The 25,983-nt window shown below is 36.4% G+C and carries 24 protein-coding genes; 21 read left to right on the top strand and 3 right to left on the bottom strand.

Annotated features, from left to right (window positions below; all coding sequences use genetic code 11):
• Positions 1 to 45 precede the first annotated feature (45 nt).
• The gene (locus M0D58_RS05610; protein WP_248394140.1) at positions 46 to 504 is read left to right on the top strand and encodes a DUF2750 domain-containing protein; all 459 of its coding nucleotides are present in this window, start codon (positions 46 to 48) and stop codon (positions 502 to 504) included.
• Between the two features lie 8 nt (positions 505 to 512).
• Here M0D58_RS05610 and M0D58_RS05605 read toward each other — a convergent pair whose 3' ends face one another.
• Complete coding sequence (locus tag M0D58_RS05605) at positions 513 to 902, bottom strand: winged helix-turn-helix transcriptional regulator (RefSeq protein ID WP_248394138.1); 390 nt, start codon at positions 900 to 902, stop codon at positions 513 to 515.
• 344 nt (positions 903 to 1,246) lie between these two features.
• Between M0D58_RS05605 and M0D58_RS05600 the strand changes: the two genes are divergently transcribed.
• Complete coding sequence (locus tag M0D58_RS05600) at positions 1,247 to 2,308, top strand: NADH:flavin oxidoreductase (protein WP_248394136.1); 1,062 nt, start codon at positions 1,247 to 1,249, stop codon at positions 2,306 to 2,308.
• Positions 2,309 to 2,577: 269 nt separating this feature from the next.
• Here M0D58_RS05600 and M0D58_RS05595 read toward each other — a convergent pair whose 3' ends face one another.
• Positions 2,578 to 3,780 (bottom strand): C1 family peptidase, encoded by a 1,203-nt coding sequence (locus tag M0D58_RS05595; RefSeq protein ID WP_248394134.1) that lies wholly within the window; start codon positions 3,778 to 3,780, stop codon positions 2,578 to 2,580.
• A gap of 549 nt (positions 3,781 to 4,329) precedes the next feature.
• Between M0D58_RS05595 and M0D58_RS05590 the strand changes: the two genes are divergently transcribed.
• The 19 genes from M0D58_RS05590 (at position 4,330) to M0D58_RS05500 (ending at position 25,484) form a co-directional block, all read left to right on the top strand.
• Positions 4,330 to 4,848 carry an RNA polymerase sigma factor gene (locus tag M0D58_RS05590; RefSeq protein ID WP_248394132.1) on the top strand — a complete coding sequence of 173 codons (519 nt, stop codon included), beginning with the start codon at positions 4,330 to 4,332 and terminating at the stop codon, positions 4,846 to 4,848.
• An 11-nt stretch (positions 4,849 to 4,859) separates the two neighbouring features.
• Entirely contained in the window at positions 4,860 to 5,966 is a 1,107-nt protein-coding gene (locus tag M0D58_RS05585) for a hypothetical protein (RefSeq protein WP_248394130.1), read from the top strand.
• A 161-nt stretch (positions 5,967 to 6,127) separates the two neighbouring features.
• Positions 6,128 to 8,131, top strand: a complete 2,004-nt coding sequence (locus M0D58_RS05580) for a vWA domain-containing protein (RefSeq protein WP_248394127.1) — start codon at positions 6,128 to 6,130, stop codon at positions 8,129 to 8,131.
• Between the two features lie 6 nt (positions 8,132 to 8,137).
• Positions 8,138 to 9,751: a DUF4139 domain-containing protein gene (locus M0D58_RS05575; protein ID WP_248394125.1), complete on the top strand. Its 1,614-nt coding sequence runs from the start codon at positions 8,138 to 8,140 to the stop codon at positions 9,749 to 9,751.
• A 155-nt stretch (positions 9,752 to 9,906) separates the two neighbouring features.
• Entirely contained in the window at positions 9,907 to 10,410 is a 504-nt protein-coding gene (locus tag M0D58_RS05570; RefSeq protein WP_066439641.1) for a GbsR/MarR family transcriptional regulator, read from the top strand.
• A gap of 120 nt (positions 10,411 to 10,530) precedes the next feature.
• Positions 10,531 to 10,875, top strand: coding sequence for a hypothetical protein (locus M0D58_RS05565; RefSeq protein ID WP_248394123.1), 345 nt, complete (start codon positions 10,531 to 10,533; stop codon positions 10,873 to 10,875).
• Positions 10,876 to 10,881: 6 nt separating this feature from the next.
• Positions 10,882 to 11,286: a hypothetical protein gene (locus M0D58_RS05560; RefSeq protein ID WP_248394121.1), complete on the top strand. Its 405-nt coding sequence runs from the start codon at positions 10,882 to 10,884 to the stop codon at positions 11,284 to 11,286.
• Between the two features lie 78 nt (positions 11,287 to 11,364).
• A complete protein-coding gene (locus M0D58_RS05555; RefSeq protein WP_248394118.1) occupies positions 11,365 to 11,772 on the top strand; it encodes a hypothetical protein in 408 nt (135 codons plus the stop codon).
• Positions 11,765 to 12,250 (top strand): SRPBCC family protein, encoded by a 486-nt coding sequence (locus M0D58_RS05550; RefSeq protein ID WP_248394116.1) that lies wholly within the window; start codon positions 11,765 to 11,767, stop codon positions 12,248 to 12,250. The genes M0D58_RS05555 and M0D58_RS05550 overlap by 8 nt, the downstream gene beginning before the upstream one ends.
• A 416-nt stretch (positions 12,251 to 12,666) precedes the next feature.
• Positions 12,667 to 13,563: a TIGR01777 family oxidoreductase gene (locus tag M0D58_RS05545; protein ID WP_248394114.1), complete on the top strand. Its 897-nt coding sequence runs from the start codon at positions 12,667 to 12,669 to the stop codon at positions 13,561 to 13,563.
• A gap of 375 nt (positions 13,564 to 13,938) precedes the next feature.
• On the top strand, positions 13,939 to 15,381 hold the full coding sequence (locus M0D58_RS05540; RefSeq protein WP_248394112.1) for an alpha-L-fucosidase: 1,443 nt from the start codon (positions 13,939 to 13,941) through the stop codon (positions 15,379 to 15,381).
• Positions 15,382 to 15,638: 257 nt separating this feature from the next.
• The gene (locus M0D58_RS05535) at positions 15,639 to 18,302 is read left to right on the top strand and encodes a glycoside hydrolase family 3 N-terminal domain-containing protein (RefSeq protein WP_248394110.1); all 2,664 of its coding nucleotides are present in this window, start codon (positions 15,639 to 15,641) and stop codon (positions 18,300 to 18,302) included.
• Between the two features lie 55 nt (positions 18,303 to 18,357).
• On the top strand, positions 18,358 to 19,449 hold the full coding sequence (locus M0D58_RS05530; RefSeq protein WP_248394108.1) for a DUF5700 domain-containing putative Zn-dependent protease: 1,092 nt from the start codon (positions 18,358 to 18,360) through the stop codon (positions 19,447 to 19,449).
• 163 nt (positions 19,450 to 19,612) lie between these two features.
• Positions 19,613 to 19,951 (top strand): nuclear transport factor 2 family protein, encoded by a 339-nt coding sequence (locus M0D58_RS05525; protein ID WP_248394106.1) that lies wholly within the window; start codon positions 19,613 to 19,615, stop codon positions 19,949 to 19,951.
• 323 nt (positions 19,952 to 20,274) lie between these two features.
• Positions 20,275 to 21,588, top strand: coding sequence for a PQQ-dependent sugar dehydrogenase (locus M0D58_RS05520; protein ID WP_248394104.1), 1,314 nt, complete (start codon positions 20,275 to 20,277; stop codon positions 21,586 to 21,588).
• A gap of 98 nt (positions 21,589 to 21,686) precedes the next feature.
• Complete coding sequence (locus M0D58_RS05515; RefSeq protein WP_248394102.1) at positions 21,687 to 21,959, top strand: hypothetical protein; 273 nt, start codon at positions 21,687 to 21,689, stop codon at positions 21,957 to 21,959.
• Between the two features lie 169 nt (positions 21,960 to 22,128).
• Positions 22,129 to 23,517 (top strand): dihydrolipoyl dehydrogenase, encoded by a 1,389-nt coding sequence (lpdA, locus tag M0D58_RS05510; protein WP_248394100.1) that lies wholly within the window; start codon positions 22,129 to 22,131, stop codon positions 23,515 to 23,517.
• Positions 23,518 to 23,911: 394 nt separating this feature from the next.
• Positions 23,912 to 24,526 carry a PH domain-containing protein gene (locus M0D58_RS05505; protein WP_248394098.1) on the top strand — a complete coding sequence of 205 codons (615 nt, stop codon included), beginning with the start codon at positions 23,912 to 23,914 and terminating at the stop codon, positions 24,524 to 24,526.
• Positions 24,527 to 24,686: 160 nt separating this feature from the next.
• Complete coding sequence (locus M0D58_RS05500) at positions 24,687 to 25,484, top strand: patatin-like phospholipase family protein (RefSeq protein ID WP_248394096.1); 798 nt, start codon at positions 24,687 to 24,689, stop codon at positions 25,482 to 25,484.
• 28 nt (positions 25,485 to 25,512) lie between these two features.
• On the opposite strand, the gene M0D58_RS05495 is transcribed toward M0D58_RS05500, so the two are convergent.
• A complete protein-coding gene (locus M0D58_RS05495; protein WP_248394094.1) occupies positions 25,513 to 25,950 on the bottom strand; it encodes a hypothetical protein in 438 nt (145 codons plus the stop codon).
• Positions 25,951 to 25,983: the final 33 nt, after the last annotated feature.

Genomic DNA, 25,983 nt, shown 5'->3' with positions numbered 1-25,983 from the left:
GGGAGCGGTTTTGTTGAATAGGAGAATTCATAGATTATAAATATTATGCTACAAGATCAAATAACTTTAAAAACACGTCATAGAAATTTCGTAAAGAAAATTTCAGAGAAAGAAATTGTCTATGCCTTAAAAAATAATGAAGGATATGCGACCTCCTCATCAAATAAAGTAAAAGATGAAGAGGGTAATCCAATTGAAATAATTTGCTTTTGGTCAGATATTTCTATCGCAAAATCATGTATAGAAAATGAATGGAATGAATATGAAATTAGTGAATTAAGTTTATCGGAATTTTTAGAAAATTGGTGTGTCGGAATGAGTAATGATCGATTAATAATCGGGACAAATTTCGATAAAAATCTTTTTGGCTATGAAATTGAACCTTTGGATTTAATTTTAGAAATTATTTCAGAATTGAATTTATTAAATAAACAGATTATACTTAATAAGTTTGATGGTATTCAGGATTTAGAATTTCAAATTAAAAATATTCTTGAAAATTAAAATACCATTTAAACAGCACTCTTCTGCACCTTCTTTCCTTCCAAAATCATTTTACAATCCTTCTCTTTTTCCGGATCGTACACATGATATTTCGTTTCCCATTCCTCAAGCTGGTACAAAATAGGAAGCAATGCTAAGCCTTTCTCCGTCAAAGAATATTCAACCCTCGGCGGAATTTCTTTAAACTCTTCACGAATCACCAGTCCGTCCGATTCCATTTCCCGAAGCTGGTCGGTAAGCACTTTTCTGGAAATAACATTAATGCGCACCGCAAGTTCCCCGAACCGCAGTTTCCGGTCTTTTATTACCAGAACAATAATCGGTTTCCACTTGCTTCCCAAAGCAGACATCGCTTTACCAAGAGGACAGCTGTACTGCATTAATTCGTTCTTTTTCATAAGGTTTTATTTCTAATTTGACTTATTAATCTTTTGTAAACACGAAGTTCACAAGAATTTTTACCTGATTACCTTTTTAGTTTCACAAAGCCACTCTACTTACATGAGAGCACAAGATTTTTAAACTTATGTGTCTTATCCGCGTTTTTATAAACAACTTAAAATAATGTATAATCATCTTTTGTGCCTTTTGTGGTAAAAAATAACTTAGATGAGAGCCTTAAACGTTACTTCAAAGTTACTAATGTAAGTTACCACAAAGTTACTACTTTTTTTCTTCGTAAGATACAAATCTGAACTATTATTAGTTACTTTGTGTAACAAATATAAAAAGTAAATCTAAAATGAGCACAGAATCATTATTTACACCTTTCAAGTACAAAAATTTAGAACTAAAAAATAGAATTGTCATGGCTCCGATGACAAGAGCACAATCGGACAACGGAGTACCCACACAGCAGATCGCTGATTACTACGCCAGAAGAGCAGCTGCAGAAGTAGGATTAATTCTTTCTGAAGGAACGGTAATCAACCGCCCGGCTTCGAAAAATATGCAGAATATCCCTGATTTCTACAGAACAGAAGCCTTAAACGGATGGAAAAACGTAATTGATGCTGTACACCATAACGGCGGAAAAATGGGACCTCAGATCTGGCACGTTGGAGATACCAGAAGTACACCGGATTATCCTTTGGAGGATATGGAAAAAGCTTCAACAATGACATTGGAAGATATTCAGGATACGATTGAGCAATTTGCAGCATCTGCAAAATCGGCTAAAGATCTTGGATTTGATGTATTGGAAATTCATGGCGCTCACGGCTATCTGATTGACCAGTTTTTCTGGGAAGGAACCAATACCAGAACCGATGAATATGGCGGAAAAACCATTAAAGAAAGAAGCCGTTTTGCAGTGGATGTTGTAAAAGCCATAAGAGCTGCAGTAGGTGAAGATTTCACGATTATCATTCGTCTTTCCCAATGGAAACAACAGGATTATTCGGTAAAATTAGCCCACACTCCTGAAGAAATGGAAGAATGGCTGTTGCCGTTAAAAGATGCGGGAGTCGATATTTTCCACTGTTCACAAAGACGATTCTGGGAACCGGAATTTGAAGGTTCCGACCTCAACTTTGCAGGCTGGGCGAAGAAAATTACCGGTCAGCCAACCATTACCGTAGGATCTGTAGGACTGGAAGGCGATTTTATGGCTGCTTTCGGAGGACAGGGAACGGAAAAAGCAGATTTAACGGAACTAACGAAAAGACTGGAAAGAGGAGATTTCGATTTGGTTGCCGTTGGACGTGCATTGCTTCAGGATCCGGAATGGGCTAAAAAAGTAAAAGAACAAAATACCGAAGCACTTCTTGACTTTTCAGCAGAAAGCCTCGGCGTATTATACTAAAGTTTAATTGTCAATAGTGGTTCTGCTTTGCTGCCCGTTTGATTTTTACAACTTTTCTGAACGGGCAATTGCTATTCACTAACGAAGTAAAATTCACTGTTGATGATTTTACCATATCTTGATTACCTATTTAAATTTTTTTCCAAAACCGCCTGAGAATATTTCAAAGGCGGTTTTTTTCAAAAGCAAAACCACTTTCCGGATAAGAAAGTGGTTTTTAACAGATTTAAATATCTAAAATGTCAGACTAATTCTGACAACGTGATCGTTTACAAACCGATACTTTTGTTGGGCTTTAGCTGTTTTCTGATGCTTTTCGGAAGCGCATCTTTGTGAACAAGGATTGCGGTAGATTTGTACTCCACATACGGTCTTGTCACATAAATATATCCTTCAAAATCATTTGTTACACCCCAGGAATTTTTTACCATATAGTATTCTTTTCCGCTCTGGTCTTTTGCAAGCCCTACGATATGCATGCCGTGGTCATCGGTTGTGGACAGGTTATTCAGAGCCTGCTGACGCATATCTTCCGTAATGGTTTTATCTTTTTTAGGTTCGGTAAATAAAGTTCCCTTGTTCTCATTATTGATTTGGTCAAGATTCATATCCGGAACATACGCCACCCCGTTTTTATAAGAAAAATAAGGTTCGGAAACATCCGTTGCCCAACCTACGGAATAGCCTTTGTTTACGGCATTATCAATAATTGCCGTTAGATCTTTCATCGGAACATTCCAGTCGGAATCGTGGCTCCAGTTGTCCGGAATCGGAACAACAAATTTCTGGAAGTAAGGATAATCCTTGTATGAAGAAATTTCAACATAATCTTCAGTATTAATGCCTACCACTTCTTTGGCAAAAGTCTGTGGCGTGTAAGATTTTCCTTCATACGTAAAATTGGAAGGAACTTTTCCTAAGTACTGATCCAGAATAGCATCTACGGAAGACATCCAGTTATCAGATAGCTTTCCTTTAGATGATGCCTGTACAAGACTGTCAAGAACAGGTTTCAGTTTACCCTGCATTTCAGAGAAATTATTTAGCGTCTGTCCCTGTCTAAGCCCTGTGTAAACGTCCTGCGGAACAGCTCCGTATTTTTTGTACATGTTGATGACATCATGCAGCTCTCCGCCGTCGCCCCAGCTTATTGCCCCGTTGTTCAGCACATATAATTTTGCTTTGTCATGGTAAGAATTTCTTGCCGTGAAGATTTCTGCAAGATCAACAGGCTTTTTACCCATTCTCTGCATTTCAGACTCCAAGAAAGAATTTCCTGAATAGCTCCAGCATGTTCCCGAAGAACCCTGGTTTTTTACCGAAGTTGCCCCAACGTCTTTCAGCGTGGTAAACTGGAAATTGGCATTTTGAGACTGATTGTTTTTTAACTTGTTGATTAAGTCATCCTGAGCAAACATCATACTTCCTGCAGACAAAACAAAAAGTAATGATATAAATTTGGTATTTTTCATTACTATAAAAGATTATTTATACGAATAGTCGTTCATAATAAAGATTTGTTACAAAGACAAAGGTTAAACCGAATCTTCAGTTTCCTATGAATTTTTTTTATCAGGAGCTTTTTCGCGCTTTCGCTACTCGCTTTTTCTGTTTTCGGCGGCGGCAAAGCCGCCGCCGAAAACAGAAAAAGAGCTCAGACAGACCGCTCAATCACGGCTAAGGTAGAGTCTTCCATTACAACTTTCAACAATACCTGGTATATTTTATCATTATAAACATTCATAAATCTGTGAAAATTCGCGAAAATCCGTGGTAACAATAATCAAATTGAGAGATTATAATTTAGTTTAATGCCTTCCTACATCATAAATTTGTATCAGCTTTACATAAGGAATTCTGTGTAAATCTTTGTGATCAGCGGGAAAATTGTAATAAATTCTCCGTTTACTTTGTGCTTTCATTTGTCGCCCTCATTAGATTTCATTACTTTTCAAAAAAAGTTTATCATGTTTCCAACCTTTTTGAAACTTTCTGCATCTGTATATATATAAAGCCTGATTATGGAACGAGAGTTACTATTACAATGTCAGCGGAACGACCGCAATGCGCAGCGGAAAGTCTATGAAAAAATGGCAGGGAAATTATATTCGGTTTGCAGAAGATATCTTAAAAATGATGAAGATATCGAAGAAGCACTGGCAGATACATTTTATAAGATTTTTACCAAAATAGACCAGCTTCACAATCCTGATATTTTTGAAGTCTGGGCCAAAAAAATAACGGTTAACGAATGCCTTCAAAAGCTCAGAACAGCGAAGTGTCTGCATATTTCACTGGAAGAAAATCATGTCATCAGTTCTGATGCATCAGGTGAAAGTGTTTCTTTTGAAAAAGATATTCTGCATCTCCTCAACTTTCTTCCGGAAGGCTGCAGAGCGATATTTAATCTTTTTGCCATTGAGGGCTATCCTCACAAGGAAATAGCGGCTATGCTCTCCATAAGTGAGGGAACGTCAAAATCTCAGCTCAATTTTGCAAGAAAAAAACTTCAGGAACTTCTGGTGAATCAAAATGTTTAAACTTTACAACAATGGAAAATAATCACGATATCGATAAAACTTTCAACGAGGCTTCTCAGTCTTTAGAAGAACCTGTAACTTTTCCGGGGTTTGATAAGGTTTGGAGCAGAGTAGAAGAAAAGCTGGATCAAAAAGAAGAAAAGAAACAGAGAAAAATCCCTGCATGGCTTCCGTACGGAATTGCCGCCAGTCTGATCATGGCTTCCGGAATTTTTTATTTTACCTCAACAGCAGATACTGCGAAGATTAGCCAGCCGGTTATTGCAGACAACAATAAAATTCAAAAAACCTACGCTCCACAGATTTCTGAACGTATCCAAAAGACAGACAGTGTTGTAAAAGCCAATATTCAAAAAACAATTATACCATCTGCTGCTGTAAAATTAGCCCGAAACGAAATACCAAAAATTTATACCCCTTCATTAACGCCTCCGGCTTACGAAGTTATATCTCCGCCGTCTTCTGATAAGGAGATAACCAAGATTGCTGAAGAACATGCGATTATGGACAGTATACAACGGCATAATATAGAAGAAGTTATTGCAATGGGAATAAAAAAAGAAAAAGCTTCAATGAATGCAATGGCTTCTAACAAGAAAATTTCTGAGCTCAGCACCATTGCCGATACTGCAGATTATGATTATCCGGATGTAAGATTCGGTCGTCTGGAAAAACAGAAGGAACCGGAAATACTTTATAAAAGATCTTCCACAAAAGAGTATACGCCTCTTGCATTAAATGGTGGGAAAAGAACTTTACTGGGTGAAAAACAGGCTGTAACTTCTCTGAATGGATTTGCGCCGGGCCTCAGCATAAATTCTATTTCGGGAGCGGCAGGATCAGGGAGATTGGATATTTCAGTGGGATATCTGTCAAATTCTCAGCCGGGAGCCGAACCGCTGGTTGTTATCAACGGAGCTGTGTCTGATGTAGAAACCCTAAAAAAACTGGATCCTGTAAAAATTGACAATATTTCTGTAATCAGTAAAGAAAAAGCCGGCGGTTTGTTTGGCGGCAAAGCAAAGAATGGCTTAATCGTAGTCATCACAAAAGATATTTCTAAATCGGAAAAACAAAGACTAAAAAAAATGCTTCAGGAAAAAGCTCCTGGAAAATAACCTAAAATATTGAAAACCAATAACCATTTTATCATACATCAGAAAAAGGAAATTTCCTCAAAGATTTCCTTTTCTTTTTTTGGATTTTTTACTGCAACTTTTTAATAAAACTGAATCTTCATATAAAGTACAATAAAGAAGTTACAATTTAAATGATAAACATGAAAAGAATAGGAACTACAATACTTGCTATAGGCTTATTGATGGCTTGTAAAACCAAAACAGCAACAGATCAGGAGAAAGATTCGGGGAAAATAAGCATTAAAAAAGATAAAGATCAGGACGGCATTAGCAACAGGAAAGATCAATGTCCTGAAATTGCCGGACCGGAGGAAAATAAAGGCTGTCCGTGGCCGGATCTGGATCAAGATGGTATTCCGGATAAAGATGATCAGTGTAAAGATGTTTCGGGACCGGTGGAAAATAAGGGTTGTCCTTTTCCTAATACCGATGGAGATGAAGTAATCGATAAAGACGATGCTTGTCCTACGGTTGCCGGACCGGCAGAAAATAACGGCTGTCCCTGGCCGGATACCGATGGCGACGGAATTCTGGATAAAGATGATGCGTGTCCTACCGTTCCCGGAATGCCGGAATATAATGGCTGCCCAAAACCGAAAGCGGTTGTTGCAGAGGAAATTTCTTATTCACCCCGAAATTCTTATGCGCTTGAAAGCTCATATCAACAAGGAAAAGTTTATAACAATCATGTTGGAAACAATAAAAATAAGAAAATAATAAAGGGAAATTATTACAATGAAGAATACAATGCTTTAGTTGAAAATCCATTTGAGTTAACGAAAAACCAACCGCTTTCAACTTTTTCTATCGATACCGATAATGCTTCCTATTCCAATGTAAGAAGAATGATAGAATACGGCGGGGTCGATAAAAATGCTGTGAGAGTGGAGGAAATGATCAATTATTTTAAATATGATTATCCTCAGCCCAAAAATAATCAGCCTTTTTCTATTAATACGGAAATAGGGAAAAGTCCGTGGAATCCTGATCATCAATTGCTTAAAATCGGTCTGAAAGGAAAAAACATCCCGATGAATAATCTTCCGCCATCCAATATGGTATTCCTGATTGATACTTCAGGTTCTATGGCTTACGAAAACAAACTGCCGCTGCTGATATCCTCTTTAAAGATATTATTGGATCAGCTGAGACCAGTAGACAAAGTAGCAATAGTGGTATATGCCGGAAGTGCAGGTGTTGTATTGCCTTCGACTTCAGTGGCAGAGAAAAGAAAAATTACAGAAGCTCTGGAAAAACTTCAGGCGGGTGGAAGCACAGCGGGTGGCGCAGGAATTGAGCTTGCTTACAAACTCGCACAGAAAAGCTTTATAAAAGGCGGAAACAATCGTGTGATTTTGGCAACGGACGGAGATTTTAATGTAGGCATTTCTTCTGAAGCAGACCTTGAGAACCTGATTGAAGAAAAAAGAAAATCCGGCGTTTTTCTTACCTGTCTGGGGTATGGGATGGGAAATTATAAAGACAACAAAATGGAAACTCTTGCAGATAAAGGAAACGGAAACTATGCTTACATCGATAATCTTCAGGAAGCCAATAAGTTTTTAGGAAGAGAATTTGCCGGAAATATCTATACTATTGCGAAAGATGTAAAAATTCAGATCGAGTTTAATCCTAAATTCGTCAAATCATACAGATTGATAGGATACGAAAACAGAAAACTGAGAAATGAAGATTTTACAAACGATAAAATCGATGCCGGAGAATTAGGAAGCGGACATACCGTAACAGCTTTATATGAAATAATTCCTGCCAACGTTAATTCTAAATTTTTACCGAAACATAATAAGCTTAAATATACTTCAAATTCCGCAAGTAAGAATTTCGGAAATGAATTAGGGACTGTAAAATTCAGATATAAAAAACCTCAGGGATCAAAAAGTTCTGAAATTGTTCATATAATAAAGAATTCTTCAGCTCAGCAGTCCGGTACAGATTTCAGATTTGCTTCTTCGGTAGCCTGGTTCGGGTTAGTTTTAAGAGATTCTGAATTCATTACCATAAGAGATTTAGATGCCATCGAAAAATTGGCGAAAGAAAATAAAGGGCAGGATAAAGACGGTTACAGAAGCGGATTCATAGAAATGATCCGGAATTATAAAAAGATAAAAATAGCTAAACGTTAAAAAAATATGAAGAAACTCATCATCATTGCTTTATGCAATTTCTCAATCATTATTCTGGGGCAGAAACCTGTCTTTGCAGAAGCAAAATTGAAGTCGGTCACATTGTACGAACAGTCTGCGGAACTTTACAGCAATGCTTCATTTAAAATTCCGAAAGGAAGTTCTGAAGTTGTGATCACCAATATTGCACAAAACATTGATGAAAGCAGTATAAAAATAGGCTCTAAATCTAAAGTTTCAGTATTAACCTACCGTTTTACTACAGATGAAAATTTTTATAAAGTAGAACTGGATAAGAAGAATCCTCAACATAAAGTTGTCTTGGACAGCATCTCTCTTTTAGAGAAAAAAATTAAAGATCTTGATTTCCAAAGAACTGCATTAGCAAACAGTATTGTTATTTTAGATAAAAATCAGACGATTAATTCCGGTTCCGCTTCTTATTCCAAAGAATTGCAAAAACTGATTGATTACTATCAGAAAAAGAGAACCGAACTAAGTATTGAGCTTGATAAAGCTGAAACATCATCTGCTCTTTTGGCAGAGAAACTGGATAAATTGCGTACCAAGTTTGATCTCAATAATCAGGAATTAGAAAAATATCCTAAGGGAAAATTGGTGCTGCAGATTTCCAGCGATGGTTCGGAAGATGTCAATCTGGATATTAAATATGGTATTCGCGAAGCGTTTTGGAGGCCTTATTATGACGTTGTTATTCCGGATATAAATTCTAAAGCCCAGTTGCTTTACAAGGCAATGGTAAGACAAAATTCCGGACTGGATTGGAAAAACGTCGAACTTCACCTGGTTTCCGGATACCCAAACGTGAGAAAGCAGATTCCTTCCTTATCTTCATGGAGTTTATTCTATCAGGAGCCTGTGGCGGCTGTTATTCCGGGAGTGCAGACAGATCGTGTTGAAAATTATGCTTCCGTACGGTCACAGTCTGCTGTAAAGGAAGTAAGTATTGCGGAAGTTGCGGTTGTAGGTTCCAGTATTTCCAGAAATCAACTGAATGTAGCCTACGACCTGAAAGATCTTTACACTATTTTGTCCAATAATCAGGACAACAGTATTAACCTTGATCGTACGGAAATTCCTGCCACTTATACTTATTACACCGTTCCGAAAGTAGACAGAACCGTTTACCTGATTGCAGAACTTGATAATCTTGATAAATATAATCTTATTAATGCTGAAGCAAATATCATTTTCGAAAATACCAATGTAGGAAAGACAATGCTCAATGCAGAAAGTACCGACAGTAAGCTTCTGCTCACACTTGGCGATGACAAAAGGATCAGTGTGAAAAGAGAAGTTATTAAGGATAAAACAATGGAAAAGAGTATCTCTTCGTCCAACAAGGAACAGCAGTTTGCCTACCAGTTTACGATTCGAAATAACAAAAGTGAAAAGATAAAACTCAGAATTATAGATAGAATTCCGGTATCGCAGGATAAGCAGATCATTATAACGCTCGTAAATAAAGGGGGTGCATCTTACAATGAAGAGACAGGAGAACTGATTTGGGATATGGTTTTAAATGCCAATGAAACAAAGAAAACAGAGTTTTCATTTAAGGTAAATTCATTAAAAAATAAAGTGATCTTAGGACTTTGACAGAATACCATATAAATATTTCATAATAAAAGTGTAATTAAAATTAGTGCTGACAGGCATTCTTAAGGGATGTCTGTTTTTTATTTAAATTAATTTTCAAAAATTATTGAAAATTCAATAAATATAATTACATTTGTAAAAGAAATGAATTAAAGATGAAACTTTCAGAAGCAAAAGAAAAATACATTCAGACCTGGGGAACATTTGCTACCAATTGGGGAATCAACCGTACAATGGCGCAGGTTCATGCCTTGCTTTTGGCAACCGGGAAACCGCTTTCTACCGATGAGGTGATGGAGCAGCTTGAAATTTCAAGAGGAAATGCCAATATGAATCTCCGTGCTTTGATGGACTGGGGAATTGTAAGAAAGGAATTCATAAAAGGTGATCGTAAAGAATATTTTGTTGCTGAAAAAGATGTATGGTTTTTATTTAAACAGATTACGAAAGAAAGAAGAAAAAGAGAAATAGAACCGGTGATTTCTTTTCTGGAAGAATTAAAAAATATTGAAGATAAAGATTCTGAAGAGGCAAAAGAATTCATAAAATTAATGGAAGACTTCAGCTCAGTAACAGGTAAAATCAACAATATCATGGATCTTGCGATAAAAAGTGATGATCATTGGCTGGTTGGGAAAATCACGAATTTGTTGAAATAAAATATGCCATTCTGAACGCTGGATCACGGGTGAAGAATCTTAAAGAAAGATAAAAAGGAGTTATTCCTTTTTTATTTAAAATTAACTTTCAAAAATTATTGAAAATATAAAAACTACGAAATGTTTAATGTTGTCTCATATCTGATTTTTCTCGCAGCCGCTTCATTCATTACCATTGATGTAGGAAGAAGATGCTATCAGGCAGGCAAATTCTATCTGGAATACCTAATCCACGACAAGCATCTTTGCCTTACGATCAACAGGATACTTTTAGGCTGTTATTATCTGATTAACCTCGGATATATTGCCATCAGTATTACAACCTGGGACAGGATTTCCTCCCTGGAGCAGGTATTTGCAATAACAGCAATACGCATCGGGAATATTATGCTGATTCTTTGCGTATTACACTACATCAATATTTTTACGCTTTATCTTCTAAGAAAAAATTTAACCATAAAATAAACTATTATGACAGCAACAATCCTTACCGCAGCAACGTACAATTTTTCAGCGTACATGATCTATTTGCCTATTGTAATTGCACTTACTGTTTTTGTTTCACAATTTCTGTTCAAAAACTCAAAGACTTTTATGATTGATATTTTTCACCAGAAAGAAGATATCGCCATGGCCACGAATTCCCTTTTCAAAATCGGATTTTACCTTCTGAATGTTGGTTTTGCCTTATGCATCATCGAGTTTTACAGAATAGAAACAGTGGAAAGCCTGGTGGTAAATATGAGCGAGAAAATCGGTAAATTTTCTATTTACCTCGGAATCATGATGCTCCTTAATCTCCTTCTCTTCCTGAAAGGCCGTAAACACGCTATGAACAAAAATAAAATCACTAAAAATGAAAACATTCATCTTTAAAATCTGGATGTATTTTACATTCAAAATGCAAAACAAAAGAACAAGAGGAGATTTTTTAAACCTTTAAAATTAATACCCATGAAAACTTTATTAACCTATGATCTCAGGATTCAGCAGACATTACTTATCCTGTTTCTTGCCACAATTATTGCAACAGCCGTGATGCATAAGGAATTTTTATACATCAGCATCTTTGTAGAATTCTTTCTCATTGCTTTTATTCAATATTCTTTAAATATGATCAAGTTTTTGTCTAAAGAATACTCAAAAAAAGATTCGAGAAAGTTATATATTTTGGTTTCAACATATGTGGTTGTCACATTCTTAATTTTTATTATTTGCTGGTATATTGAAATAGACTTTCATTATGGTTTTCTTGAATGGATTCTTGTATCCTGGATCGTACTATCACCTGTTCTTATGATTCAGTCCCTTGTTATCAGTTTTTATGATAAAGAAAATGGTAAAATAGCAGATTATGCCTGAAATTCAATTGAAAACTGTGATAAAATCTGACCTTCAGAAGGTTTTTGATTTGTCAAGAAATATTGATTTCCATCAGAAATCAGTCTCAGAAACAAACGAAAAAGCCATCGCAGGTAGAACTTTCGGACTCATCGAAGAAGGAGAAACGGTAACATGGAAAGCAAAACATCTGGGAATTTATCAGACATTAACGGTTAAAATTACAAGTATGGAAAAGCCTTTTTATTTCACAGACGTTATGCAAAAAGGTGCTTTTAAATCTATGAAACATCAGCATATTTTCAGGCAGGAAGGTAAAAACACAATCATGATCGATATTTTCGAATTTCAATCACCTTTCGGATTTATCGGGAAGATATTTGACAGGATTTTTCTTAAAAACTATATGAAGAAATTTCTTTTGAAAAGAAATCAATTGATTAAATCAACTGCAGAGAAACGATCTGAGCGCGAGCGAAGCGAGCGTCAAAACAGTTAGTAGTGGAAATATAAACTCAAAACAATATTTAGCTTAAAATGATAATATGATTGGATATCCCATTGATTTAGGTTTGGTTATTTTCTTACTTATAATTTCATCAATTGTTTTTCCAACAGTTGTCTTGATTGTTATTAATATGATTTTTGAAAAATCTCAAATGAAATTATTTTTCAGATACATTTTAAATCTATTTTTTATCTCGGCTTTTTTATTATTCCAGCAAAATATTATAAAAATTTTACCAGGTTATTTTATCACAATTGTAATTATAGAATGCATAATTACTACGCTACTAATGATCTGTATAATATTAAAAGTTGTCAGAATCTGGCGTAGTTAAGTAGCATCTTGGAAGAAAACAGGATAAATCCTGTTAAACAATAAACAAATTACCATCAAAAACCAACCATAAAATGAAAATAATCATTGCAGCCGGAACGGGGTTTCTCGGCAAAAACCTTAAAAATTACTTTACCGGAAAAGGTCATCAGGTGTATGTTTTAACCCGGAATCAAAAGCATAAAAATGAAATCTATTGGGATGCAAAAACGTTGGGCGAATGGAAAAGGATCCTTGAAAATGCTGATGTCATCATCAACCTTGCAGGAAAATCAGTCGATTGCCGTTACACAGACAAAAACAAAAAGGAAATTTATTCATCCAGGATAGAAAGTACAAAAGTTCTTCAGCAGGCAGTTAATGAATGTATCAGTAAGCCTAAAGTCTGGCTGAATGCAAGTTCAGCAACAATTTATATTCATTCAGAAACACATTTAAATACAGAGGAAAACGGAGTAATCGGTGATGATTTTTCAATGAATATCTGCAGAAGCTGGGAAAGCGAATTTTTTAAAGTAAAAACAGAAAATGTACGAAAAGTTGCTTTACGAACTTCTATTGTCTTAGGAAATTATGGAGGCGCTTTTCCTAAATTAAAAATGTTAACAAAACTCGGGCTGGGCGGGAAACAGGGAAGAGGAGACCAGAACGTAAGCTGGGTTCACATTGATGATTTTTGCAAAGCTGTTGAGTTTATTTTGGAGCATGAAAATCTTTCCGGTCCAATCAACATAACCGCTCCGGAACCATTATCCAACGAAGAATTCATGATGAAATTAAGAAAAGCAATGAAGGTGCCGTTTGGTTTAAACGCGCCGGTCTGGCAATTGGAAATAGCGTCCGTATTTCTAAAAACACAAACCGAATTATTACTGAAAAGCAGAAATGTCTATCCCGAAAAACTAATATTGAATGGTTTTGAATTCAAATATCCTCAGGTTGAAAAAGCATTTGAGAATTTAATATATTAATTTACATTTTCAAGATTCCCATGTTAAAATAAATGATCAGATGGAATCCTAATAGTATTACATTTAAGTTTAAACTGCCGGATTAGACAAAAACAGAAAACTCTTTCAGTCTAAACTGTCGGATTAAACAAAAACACAAAACTATTTAAGTCTAAACTATCGGATTAAACTAAAACACAAAATTATTTAAGTTTAAACTGCCGGATTAGATAAAAACAGAAAATTATTTCAGTCTAAACCGTCGGATTAAACTAAAACAGAAAACTATTTTAGTTGATACGTGATTAATTCAGCAAAAGGAAAATTTCAAACTTTTATATCTTTTTTGTTAAAATTTTCTTGCTAAATATTAATTTAGCAAAAAACGAAAACTTCATGTTCATCAGGCTAAAAACGAAAACCGTATTTCTCTCCGCTTTACTCACCTCATCGATATTTTTATCACAGGCACACAATGTTTCAGAAGGATATCAGAAACCGGACGATCCTTTGGTTGAGAAAAATCTTGAAAACTGGCAGGATCTGAAATTCGGACTGTTCATGCATTGGGGAACATACAGCCAGTGGGGAATTGTCGAAAGCTGGAGCCTTTGCCCGGAAGATGAATCCTGGACCCAAAGAAAACCCGAACACGGAACATCATACTATGAATACCTGAAAAACTACGAAAACCTCCAGACTACTTTCAACCCGGTACAGTTTAATCCGCAAAAATGGGCGGATGCTGTAAAAAAAGCAGGAATGAAATATGTGGTGTTCACAACAAAACATCATGATGGCTTCGCCATGTTCGATACACAACAGTCGGATTACAAAATAACCTCTCCGAAAACACCTTTTTCCAAAAATCCGAAAGCAGACGTTACCAAAGAGATTTTCAATACTTTCCGCAAAGAAGGATTTAAGATCGGGGCCTATTTTTCAAAACCCGACTGGCATTCCGACGATTATTGGTGGTCCTACTTTCCGCCAAAAGACCGTAATGTGAATTATGATCCGAAAAAATATCCTGAGAAATGGAACAGTTTTAAGAATTTTACTTTTAATCAGTTGAATGAAATTACTTCCAATTACGGAAAAATTGATATTCTCTGGCTGGACGGAGGCTGGGTGCGCCCATTCAATACCATTGATCCCAACGTCGAATGGCAACGAACCATCAAAGTAGAACAGGATATTGATATGGATAAAATAGGGACGATGGCCCGGAAAAATCAACCCGGAATCATCATCGTAGACCGTACGGTTCCCGGAAAATGGGAAAATTATGTAACGCCGGAGCAGGCCGTTCCGGAAAAACCGCTCTCGATTCCCTGGGAAAGCTGCATTACGATGGGAGATTCTTTTTCGTATGTCCCGAACGATAACTACAAATCTTCGCAGAAAATTATTGAAACATTGGTGAAAATTATTTCACGAGGAGGAAATTACCTGATGAATATTGCTCCCGGGCCAACCGGAGATTATGATCCAATTGTTTACGAAAGATTAAAAGAGATTTCCGGCTGGATGGATCAAAACCAGTCTGCCGTTTTTGCGACAAGAAGTGTAGCGCCTTATCACGACGGAAACTTTTACTACACCCAAAGCAAAGACGGAAAAACAATGAATATTTTTCACCTGGACGAAAAAACAAATTATAAATCTCCATCAACATTAGATTTTACCATTCCGGAGAATTTTAAACCAAAATCACTGAAAGTTTTAGGATTAAAAAATAAAATTCAATGGAAACAATCAGGAAATGTAATTAAAGTTGATTTGCCGGAAAAAAGAAATCAATTGAAATATTCAACCGTAATTCAAATTACACAATAGTTCAAATTGTAGACTATTTGATATCAAAACGACCTAAGAAATCGGAGCGTTAAGAAAATGAAAATATGTGAACGTTAAGAAAATTCTACTGTTTGAGCGCGTTAACAATATTGAACCGAAGAACAAATATTAAATTCGCGCGAGTTTTAGAATTTTTAGAGAACAGATTTTATTTTTAGCGAAGAGTTCCAGGTCTTGAACTTTTGGTTCTTTTGTTTTAAGACAAAAGAACTTATTTAAACTAAATTATTTTCGTGATGCGTTGTAAACTTCGTTTTAAAATTATAGGAATATTCTTATTGGGTACTGTAATTACTTTTGCTCAAAAACCATTATACAAAGACCCGAAGCAGCCTGTTGAAGCGAGGGTTCAGGACTTATTAAAAAGAATGACACCCGAAGAAAAATTCTGGCAATGCTTTATGATTCCCGGAGATTTGGATCATGTACCTAAAGATCAATATGCACACGGAATTTTTGGGCTGCAGGTCAGCGCGGGAAATCAGGGAGGCGGAGCGGCAGGTCAGCTGTTAACGTATAATGCCAATGAAGATGCAGAAAAACTGGCCAGGAAAATCAATGCTATCCAGAAATATTTTGTTCAAGAATCAAGATTGGGAATCCCGATCATCCCTTTTGATGAAGCTTTGCACGGATTGATGCGTGAGGGTGCTACGGCTTTTCCACAGGCTATAGGGCTCGCAGCAACCTTTAATCCTGACCTGATGAAAGAAGTTTCTACAGCCATTGCCAAAGAATCAAAACTGAGAGGAATCCGCCAGATTTTAACACCGGTTGTAAACCTGGCAAGCGATGTCCGTTGGGGAAGAACCGAAGAAACGTATGGTGAAGATCCGTTCCTGACTTCTGTGATGGGTGTCAATTTTGTCAGCTCTTTTGAAAACAACGGAATTATTACGACTCCCAAACATTTTCTGGCCAATGTCGGAGAAGGAGGAAGAGATTCGTATCCGATTCACTGGAGCAAAAGATATCTGGAGGAAACTCATTTAATTCCATTTGAAAAAGCCTTTCATCAGGGAAAAAGCCGCTCGGTAATGACCTCTTATAATCTGCTGGATGGAAGACCTTCGACAGCCAATCATTGGTTGTTGACAGAAAAATTAAAAAAAGAATGGAATTTTACGGGCTTCGTCATCAGTGATGCGAGTGCAGTAGGCGGTGCCAATGTACTGCATTTTACCGCGAAAGATTATGAAGATGCTTCTGCACAGGCGATGAATGCAGGCTTAGACGTTATCTTTCAGACTGAATATAAGCATTACAAACTTTTCATCCCGCCGTTTCTGGACGGAAGGATTTCTCAGCAGAGAATTGACGATGCGGTAGCAAGGGTTTTAAAGGCAAAATTTGAATTAGGCTTGTTCGAAAGTCCTTACGTTTCGGATCAACAAATTCAGGAATTAAAGAAAATCAACCATAAAGCTCTAGCCGAAAAAGCAGCCGTTGAATCTTTTGTTCTCCTTCAGAATACCAATAAAACACTTCCGGTTCCAGAAACGATGAAAAAGATTCTGATTGTCGGGACTGATGCGGTGGATGCAAGATTGGGCGGTTATTCAGGTCCCGGAAATAAGAAGGTCAGCATTCTGGACGGAATTAAAGATTTCGTTAAAAATAAAAATATCGAAATTACTTATTCAAAAGGAATCGACTGGAATCTGAAGAAGTTTGTGACTGTTCCTGGTGAGTTTTTATCTTCTGAAAATGAGAAAGGATTAAAAGGAATGTATTTCTCTAATCCTGAATTAAAAGGCAATCCCGCTTTTGAAAAACAAGACGAAGACTTGAATTTTAAATGGACATTGTATTCCCCCGATCCTGAAAAATTGCAGCCTGATAACTATAGCGTGCGCTGGACAGGAAAACTGAAAGCACCCAATTCAGGGAAATACCAATTGGGACTGCGTGGAAATGATGGATTCAGATTATTTTTAAATGGAAAACTGCTGATCGACCACTGGGAAAAGTTAAGCTATTCAACCCAAACGATCGGACTTGATTTTGTGGAAGGAAAACAATATGACATTGCCGTGGAATTTCATGAAAACAGGGGAGAAGCGAATATTGAGCTGATCTGGAATTATGGTTTGCCAGACTACCAAAAGGATTTTAATGAAGCTGTAAAACTCGCTCAGCAAGCAGATTATATCATTGTAACCGCAGGAATTCACGAAGGGGAATTTCAGGACCGGTCTTCGCTCAGTCTTCCCGGAAACCAGGAATCATTTATTCATGAAATTTCAAAATTAAATAAACCGGTAACAGTAGTGCTGGCGGGGGGCTCAGCAATTAAAACAACCGATTGGAAAGATAAGGTCGGAGCTATTTTAGACATCTGGTATCCGGGAGAAGAGGGGGGAAATGCGGTGGCCAAAGTTCTTTTCGGGGTTGAAAATCCTTCGGGGAAATTACCAATTACTTTTCCGGTAGAAGAGGGGCAACTCCCGTTGTCTTACAATCATCATCCGACCGGACGTGGAAATGACTATTATGATCTGAGTGGCGAACCGCTGTATCCTTTTGGTTTCGGATTAAGCTATACGACTTTTGAAATTTCGGATTTACAGTTAAATAAACTACAGTTTACAACAAAAGATACGATTACTGCTACAGTCAATGTAAAGAATACAGGTTCAAAAGAGGGCAGTGAGGTTATACAGCTTTATGTGAAAGATTTACTCGCTTCAGTTTCAAGATCGATTATTGAACTGAAAGGATTTCAAAAAGTATATTTAAAACCGGGTGAATCTAAGCAGGTAACTATTGAAGTTCCGGTGAAAGAATTACAGTTTTTAGACGAGAAAATGAACTGGATTGTTGAAAAGGGAACCTACCGGATTTTTGTCGGGAATTCTTCAAAAAACCTTCCGCTGAAACAGAATATCGAGGTGGAGTAATAAATTGTATTTGCTTATTTAATTATATTTGCTGCATTAATAAGGGTTATAAATAATGATAAAACGATTACTTTTAATAATTTGTATTTTACAGGCATCTCAATTCTTATATTCACAAAAATTTGACGATTCTGTATGTTGGGAGTATTTCAGGATTACGGATAAATTAAAAAAAGACCAGCCGGTTGATCCTTTGGAATGGAAGCATCTCATGAAAAATGAAGCCATACAGGTTTATCTTAAAGATCAGGGAGTCGACAGTATTTATACCGATAATTACAGGAAAATCATGGAAACAGTCTACATGCCAAAAAATGAAGCAAAACTCCAACAAAGGCTCAAAGATCCTTATAATAACTGGTGGACCTACATCATCAATGAATACAAGGTTAATGAAGATAAGATGAAAGCTTATCTTAAGAACATTGAACAACAGCCGGAAAAATACCTTGATCTTTCTTATCAGTATAGTTATCAGATGCTGCCTAAAAAAGATCATAAAAAAGCTCCGGAATATAAAATTACGATTATCCCTATTCATAATGATGCGCATGTGGAAAATGGCTGGATGATTTACACTTTACTGGCTGCTTATTTCAATGACTATAATAAAATGGGGGTATTGGGTGGCCATGAGTTTCAGCATGTGTTGCGGCCAAGAATGGATTTTGATGCTGACCAAAATGATCTTGTCATCGTAAGTATGCTACAAAGAATTCTGAATGAAGGGTCGGCTGACCTTATAGACAAAAGATATCAGGGAGAGGATGCTAAAAATTTGCTGGAATTTCAGCGCGGATATCCCGAGAGTTTTCTATCTGACGGTTACAAAACGTTAAAAAATATTGATTCCTTACTTTCTGTAAAACCTTTGGAGAAATCACAGTTAAAATTAAATAAGCTGTTTAAAGGATGGAATACAAGCGGGCACATCCCGGGATATTATATGGCTAATATTATTGAAAAGGCAGGGTATAAGAAACAATTGATCAAACATATTGAGGATCCGTTTAATTTTGTATATCTGTATAATAAGTCAGCAAAGAGGACTAAAGATGCCTATGTAATTTCTGATCAGACCATTGCCATGATACAAGATCTTGATAAAAAATACAGGCCTAAATCGCATATTGTGCGACATCAGTAGAATATAAGCAATTTTAATTTTCCAAGCTTCAAAATATTTTTAATAAGTATATTGAGGTGGAGTTATTTCCGGATAATTAAAGCCATAAGTGTATCGCAGACATCACATACGTCGGTACATTTTTAGCAGCATTAGAATCAACTTTACATGAAAAATAAACATTATGGATTTAAAGTCGATATTACAGGAAGCTAATGCCTGTATTGCAGCAGGCCACCACGAAGGATTTTTGAACTTTTGTACAAAAGATACCCATTGGGATTTTATTGGTGACCGTACGCTTAAAGGAATTGATGAGGTAAGAGCCTATATGCATGAAGCATACAAGGAACCTCCAAAATTTGAAGTTGCATTAATGATTGAAGAAGGTAATTATCTGACCGCTATGGGAACCATCAGTTTACTAAACGAGAATTCGGAATGGGTCGATTATGAATACTGTGACGTCTGGAGATTTGAAGACGGAAAGTTAGCTGAATTGAAGGCTTTTGTAGTCAGCTGACTTTAACTTAATTTACTTGTTTAAACTTTCTGTTAACCGCAAAAGAAGCAAAAGATTTGGATACTTTTAATTAAAGTTCATAACATTAAATCTTTGATTTTTATTCTTTTGAGAACTTTGTTTTCTCTAATAAAAACTTTAAAATAGCCTTTTGCCTCTTTTGTGGTTAAATTTAAAATAGTTTAAACAGCTTTAATTCTAGTATAAAAATACATGACAAGCCTAAACATTCTATAATAATAAATTCTTAAACATCAGAAAAACTGCTGATTCTTAAGGAATAGTTTTTGCAAGTCTGTTACCAACCATAATCACTAAAATCTATGAAAAATTATCTTCTACCAGCTTTTGCGCTGATCTTTTTCAGCTGTAAAGAAAATAAAAAGGAGAGTACAGCAATCGAAAAAGAGGTTGTCACGGAAACAGATACATTGAAGTTACCCGCTCCCGACGAGAAAAACTCCAAAAATAAATTCAGCAATGTCATCGGGTGGCCGCAGGGAAAAACTCCTGTTGCACCGGAAGGATTTACTGTGACGCGTTTTGCTGATAATATAAAAAGCCCGAGAAATATGATTCAGGCTGAAAACGGTGATATTTTTGTTGTCCTTTCCAATTCAGAACGTTCCACAACGGAAAAAATAAAAAATGACATCAGCGGAAAAAGTGATGCTGAGGTCGGAGGCAAATCGGCCAACAGGATCATCCTGTATCGTGATACCAATAAGGATGGCATTCCCGAATCGTCTTCCGTATTTCTTGATAAGCTCAATCAGCCTTACGGAATGCTTATCATTAAAGATAAATTTTACGTAGCCAATACCGACGGACTTTGGGTATATCCTTATAAGTCTGGAGATACAAAAATTACCCAGCCTGGTAAAAAGATCGTCAACCTTCCTGCAGGAGGATACAATAATCACTGGACCAGGAATTTAATTGCCAATAAAGACCAGTCTAAAATTTACATCAGCGTAGGTTCAGGAAGTAACATTGGCGAAAACGGAATGGAAAATGAAGTACGGAGAGCCAACATTCTTGAAGTCAATCCTGATGGAACGGGAGAAAAAATTTATGCTGCGGGTTTAAGAAATCCCGTAGGCATGAGCTGGAACCCTGTTACCGGTGAACTGTGGACAGTTGTCAATGAGCGCGATGAGCTTGGGGACGAGCTGGTTCCGGATTATCTGACCAGTGTAAAGCAGAATGCCTTTTATGGCTGGCCTTATGCTTATTTCGGTAAAAATGAAGACCCGAGGAGAAAAGGAGAAAAGCCTGATCTGGTTGCAAAAACTATTGTTCCGGATGTTCCGCTGGGAAGTCACACCGCATCATTAGGATTAACATTCTATACTGGAAATCAGTTTCCGGAGAAATATAAAAACGGAGCTTTTATCGGTCAGCATGGATCTTGGAACCGGTCTTCACTGGTCGGTTATCAGGTAGCATTCGTTCCTTTTGCTAATGGTAAAGCTTCAGCTCCGTATCAGCCATTTCTTACCGGATTTATTGCCAATGAAGCCAAAGGCGATGTATACGGAAGACCGGTAGGCGTACTGCAGATTGCCGATGGTTCCTTACTTGTTGCGGATGATGTAAGCGGAATTGTATGGAGAGTTTCTTACAATAAAAAGTAATTTGGAATTGCTATTTAATTGTGGTATGATATATGCAAATATTTGATAAACCAGAATGATATGCGAGCTAAAGTTCAATCATTCAAAAATAAAAAGTCATGAAAAAGTTTTTAATTACCACACTTTTGTTTTTGGGTTTATCTGCAGAAGCTTTTGCACAGAAACATCCGCCACGTCCTCCTGCGCCGCCTCACCCTTCAAGAAGTGAGATGTACAACAATAAGGCGAGAGAGCTGGATAAAAAATACAATACCGAAAAAAGATTGATTCTCAATCATCCGCTTGCTACCAAAAAAATGAAGAGCGATCAGCTGAAAGCCCTGAATCTGCGATATCAAAATGAAAAACGACTGTTAAGGGCTACCAGATAAATTAAATACAATAAGGAATTAACTTCCGGATCAAAAAAGGAGAACACTTGAGTGTTTTCCTTTTTATGTTTTTAATTGACAAATAATCTGTTTTATTCCCCTCTATGTTAAAGCAAGAAACACTGAACATCCAATATTTTTCCTTAAATTCGCATAAAATTTTAAACTAATGAATTACGATATTATTGTCATCGGAAGTGGTCCCGGTGGATATGTTACTGCAATCAGAGCGGCACAATTGGGTTTCAAAACTGCAATTATCGAGAAAGAAAGCTTAGGAGGTATCTGCCTTAACTGGGGATGTATTCCTACGAAAGCTTTGCTGAAGTCTGCTCAGGTTTTTCATTATATCAATCACGCTGAAGATTATGGCTTGAATAAAGTGGAAGGTAGTTTTGAATTTCCGAACGTAATTCAGAGAAGCCGTGGTGTTGCCAATAAAATGAGCAAAGGAATCGAATTCTTAATGAAAAAGAACAAGATCGATGTTATTCTGGGAACTGCCAAAATTCAGAAAGGTAAAAAAGTTTCCGTTACTGATAAAGAAGGAAAAGTAACTGAATATACAGGAACGCACATCATCATCGCTACAGGTGCACGTTCAAGAGAATTGCCAAACCTGCCGCAGGATGGTAAAAAAGTAATCGGATACAGACAGGCATTGTCTCTTCCTGAACAGCCAAAATCGATGATCGTAGTAGGTTCAGGAGCGATCGGGGTAGAATTTGCCGACTTCTATAATACCATGGGAACCAAAGTAACGGTTGTAGAATTTATGCCGAATATCGTTCCTGTAGAAGACGAAGAAATCTCTAAACACTTAGAAAAATCCCTTAAAAAATCAGGGATTGAGATCATGACCAACGCTTCTGTTGAAAGTGTGGACACCACCGGAGAAGGCGTAAAAGCTAATGTAAAAACAGCAAAAGGAAATATCACGCTTGAAGCTGATATCTTATTGTCTGCTGTTGGTATTGCTGCCAATATTGAAAATATCGGACTTGAAGAAGTAGGAATCCAGACAGATAAAGGAAGAGTGCTGGTAAACGAATGGTACGAAACTTCAGTTCCGGGATATTATGCGATTGGTGATATCATTCCAACTCAGGCTTTAGCACACGTTGCTTCTGCAGAAGGAATTACCTGCGTTGAAAAAATCAAAGGAATGCACGTAGAGAAAATCGATTACGGCAATATTCCGGGTTGTACATACTGCCATCCTGAAGTTGCTTCTGTGGGGCTTACCGAAAAGCAGGCTAAAGAGAAAGGATATGAAATTAAAGTTGGAAAATTCCCTCTTTCTGCAAGTGGAAAAGCAACTGCCAACGGAAATACGGATGGTTTCATCAAAGTGATTTTCGATGCTAAATATGGCGAATGGTTAGGTTGTCACATGATCGGAGAAGGTGTTACGGATATGGTTGCTGAAGCGGTTGTTGCCAGAAAACTGGAAACTACCGGTCATGAGATCATCAAATCGATCCATCCGCATCCAACAGTATCCGAAGCGATTATGGAAGCTGCTGCTGCTGCTTATGGAGAAGTGATCCATATTTAATTTGATAATTAAATTATAAATATAGTAAACCACAGATTTTGTCTGTGGTTTTTCTTTTTGAAAGAGCCTGTTTAAATTGACATTTAAAGTTTTTAAATTCTATTATTTTTAAACGCGAAGATTTAATTCAACTTTACACATTACTTTTAGAAAGCAAAGGCAAATAAAATTTGCTTCACAAAGCTTGAAGAAATAGCTTTATCAAATCAACTTGTTGATTCTCCTTTGTTTACTTAAGTAATTAAGTCTTTAAATTAAATCTTTGCGTCAAAAAATGAATGAATTTTTGAATAATTAATCAAATTTAAACGAGCTTTAGGATAATTTTTTTTGATTTTATCTCAGTTATTTTCTTAATTTTATTCACTAAACAAAATACAAATTAAAATAAATTATGTTCAAAAAATTAGCTGCAGAAGCATTAGGACTTGGAGATATTGGTAAAATTATTCCTTCTCACGATTATGATAAAGTAGATTCTGATGATTACATTTTATCGGAAGATAATGAAAAGATTTTCTTCCTCATCAAATCCAAACGAGATGAATATTGCTTTACCAACAGAGCATTGATCCATATTGACGGCGCAAGTGCCCTGGATAAAAAACGAGTATTGAGAAGATATGAATATTATCAGTTTCCTTTCTCAAATATTGCTTTGCAGACGGCAGGAACCATCGACCTGGATGTTGAAATTTCATTTAATATCGGGAATGTTCCGTTGATGATCAGTGTCACAAAAAGTCAGATTGATCAGTTGAAAGATCTTTATAAAGCACTTTTGGCGATTCAGCAGGCAGTGCATCATAATCAGTCATTGCTTAATTTTTCGAATGACAGTCTGCAAAAAGCGATCACTACCGTAGCATCAGGAAAACAGGAAAATGTATCGAAAAGTCAGGAATTAAGAACCATTAACGAATACATTTTTGCCTGGAATACTACCAGCTTTGATAAGTATAATCAGAAAGACTTTTCAAAGATCTTCGAAAAATATATTAATAATTAATACGATAAAACTTTAAAAGCCAGTAATGTCGGGTTTTTTTAATGACGATTTTTTTAAAAGTATTTATGAATTGTTACCCACCGGTTATCTCTACTACTATTTAACAAAAAATTAGTAAAAACAGACATTCTATTTTGTGGTATTTTCTTACATTTATTCAATGAATATTGAAAAAGTAGGTCTTGTTTTATCAGGCGGCGGTACAAAAGGAATTGCACACGCAGGAGTTTTAAAATTCCTGAGAGAAAAAGATATTGATGTTCATGTTCTGTCTTGCTGTAGTGCAGGCTCTATTGTAGGATGTATGTATGCCGTAGGAAAAAGTCCGGAAGAAATTCTGGAATTCTTTAATTCGGTATATTTTTTCAACTGGAAACATTTTGCATTCAATCAGCCGGGGTTGGTCTCTTCGGTGATTTTCAGGAATTATCTGAACCCCATTTTCGGAGATATGAAACTGAAAGATCTCGGAAAAGAGGTGAAAATTGTAGCTACAGAACTGGTAAGCGGAACGGAAAAAATTTTTGATGAAAATTTTAAAGTTGTGGACGCCATTATCGCTTCATGTTCCATACCGGGGATTACAACGCCTTACATTATTAACGAAGAAATGTACTGCGATGGAGGTGTGCTGAATAATTTCCCTGCAGATATCATCAGAGGTGAATGTGATAAACTGATCGGGGTTTTTGTTTCCCCGCCTCATGATATTAAAATTAATGATCTTAAATCAATCAAAGCAATTGTCTCAAGATCATACGATCTTCTATCTTACAGAATCGAGAAAATAAAATTTGATTATTGCGACTGGTTTATTTCCTCACAGGAACTCTCAACATACGGAACTTTTGAAAGAAGAAAAGACCGCCTCGAAAAAATATTTCAAATTGGGTACCAGGCCGCAAAGGAAAGCTTTAATGAAAGTAATTTTTATCTGTTAAAAAAAGCCGGAACATAAAAAAGCTCACTGAAGCGAGCTTTTTTTCTTAATTTTTTACAACTACTGCATCCTGCTTTACAATCGTCTTTCCGTCCTGATCTTCTACGGTGAGTGTATAAGGAGCTTTTTTAGGAGAATCGGTGAGGTAGTTCCTCCAAACCTGATAGGTGTATCCTTCATTACCAAATTCAAAATAATAACTTCCTCCGGTTCCGTCAGGAATCAATTCTCCGCCACTGATAATCATGCTCGGCTTGGAAGTGATTTTTCCATTGGCAGGCCATGATTGGTAAAGATATTTTCCATCCGGCTGCTGATCAATTTTAATTTTAAATTTTTTCGTTTTTAGGATTACGGATTTTGGAATTTTCTGTGAAACCTGCTTCGTAACATTTTGCGGAATTACAGGCTGTTGCAGATCTTTAGCTGAAAATATGCTAATGTTCATCATGCATAATGCTCCCCATACAATTGATTTAATCATAATTTTAATATTTTGTCAGTGTCTTAAAATTAT

It is taken from the genome of Chryseobacterium nepalense, assembly GCF_023195755.1.
GTDB lineage: Bacteria > Bacteroidota > Bacteroidia > Flavobacteriales > Weeksellaceae > Chryseobacterium > Chryseobacterium nepalense.
Note: the sequence above shows the minus strand (reverse complement) of the source record. Positions and strands in the feature narration are given on the sequence as shown.

Excerpts from the sequence above, each read along its gene's own strand:
- M0D58_RS05530 (WP_248394108.1), top strand. The coding sequence starts at position 18,358 with ATGATAAAACGATTACTTTTAATAATTTGTATTTTACAGGCATCTCAA.
- M0D58_RS05520 (WP_248394104.1), top strand. The coding sequence starts at position 20,275 with ATGAAAAATTATCTTCTACCAGCTTTTGCGCTGATCTTTTTCAGCTGT.
- M0D58_RS05545 (WP_248394114.1), top strand. The coding sequence starts at position 12,667 with ATGAAAATAATCATTGCAGCCGGAACGGGGTTTCTCGGCAAAAACCTT.
- M0D58_RS05600 (WP_248394136.1), top strand. The coding sequence starts at position 1,247 with ATGAGCACAGAATCATTATTTACACCTTTCAAGTACAAAAATTTAGAA.
- M0D58_RS05555 (WP_248394118.1), top strand. The coding sequence starts at position 11,365 with ATGAAAACTTTATTAACCTATGATCTCAGGATTCAGCAGACATTACTT.
- M0D58_RS05610 (WP_248394140.1), top strand. The coding sequence starts at position 46 with ATGCTACAAGATCAAATAACTTTAAAAACACGTCATAGAAATTTCGTA.
- M0D58_RS05515 (WP_248394102.1), top strand. The coding sequence starts at position 21,687 with ATGAAAAAGTTTTTAATTACCACACTTTTGTTTTTGGGTTTATCTGCA.
- M0D58_RS05575 (WP_248394125.1), top strand. The coding sequence starts at position 8,138 with ATGAAGAAACTCATCATCATTGCTTTATGCAATTTCTCAATCATTATT.
- M0D58_RS05570 (WP_066439641.1), top strand. The coding sequence starts at position 9,907 with ATGAAACTTTCAGAAGCAAAAGAAAAATACATTCAGACCTGGGGAACA.
- M0D58_RS05605 (WP_248394138.1), bottom strand. The coding sequence starts at position 902 with ATGAAAAAGAACGAATTAATGCAGTACAGCTGTCCTCTTGGTAAAGCG.
- M0D58_RS05495 (WP_248394094.1), bottom strand. The coding sequence starts at position 25,950 with ATGATTAAATCAATTGTATGGGGAGCATTATGCATGATGAACATTAGC.
- M0D58_RS05550 (WP_248394116.1), top strand. The coding sequence starts at position 11,765 with ATGCCTGAAATTCAATTGAAAACTGTGATAAAATCTGACCTTCAGAAG.
- M0D58_RS05525 (WP_248394106.1), top strand. The coding sequence starts at position 19,613 with ATGGATTTAAAGTCGATATTACAGGAAGCTAATGCCTGTATTGCAGCA.
- M0D58_RS05500 (WP_248394096.1), top strand. The coding sequence starts at position 24,687 with ATGAATATTGAAAAAGTAGGTCTTGTTTTATCAGGCGGCGGTACAAAA.
- lpdA (WP_248394100.1), top strand. The coding sequence starts at position 22,129 with ATGAATTACGATATTATTGTCATCGGAAGTGGTCCCGGTGGATATGTT.
- M0D58_RS05540 (WP_248394112.1), top strand. The coding sequence starts at position 13,939 with ATGTTCATCAGGCTAAAAACGAAAACCGTATTTCTCTCCGCTTTACTC.
- M0D58_RS05535 (WP_248394110.1), top strand. The coding sequence starts at position 15,639 with ATGCGTTGTAAACTTCGTTTTAAAATTATAGGAATATTCTTATTGGGT.
- M0D58_RS05565 (WP_248394123.1), top strand. The coding sequence starts at position 10,531 with ATGTTTAATGTTGTCTCATATCTGATTTTTCTCGCAGCCGCTTCATTC.
- M0D58_RS05580 (WP_248394127.1), top strand. The coding sequence starts at position 6,128 with ATGAAAAGAATAGGAACTACAATACTTGCTATAGGCTTATTGATGGCT.
- M0D58_RS05595 (WP_248394134.1), bottom strand. The coding sequence starts at position 3,780 with ATGAAAAATACCAAATTTATATCATTACTTTTTGTTTTGTCTGCAGGA.
- M0D58_RS05560 (WP_248394121.1), top strand. The coding sequence starts at position 10,882 with ATGACAGCAACAATCCTTACCGCAGCAACGTACAATTTTTCAGCGTAC.
- M0D58_RS05585 (WP_248394130.1), top strand. The coding sequence starts at position 4,860 with ATGGAAAATAATCACGATATCGATAAAACTTTCAACGAGGCTTCTCAG.
- M0D58_RS05505 (WP_248394098.1), top strand. The coding sequence starts at position 23,912 with ATGTTCAAAAAATTAGCTGCAGAAGCATTAGGACTTGGAGATATTGGT.
- M0D58_RS05590 (WP_248394132.1), top strand. The coding sequence starts at position 4,330 with ATGGAACGAGAGTTACTATTACAATGTCAGCGGAACGACCGCAATGCG.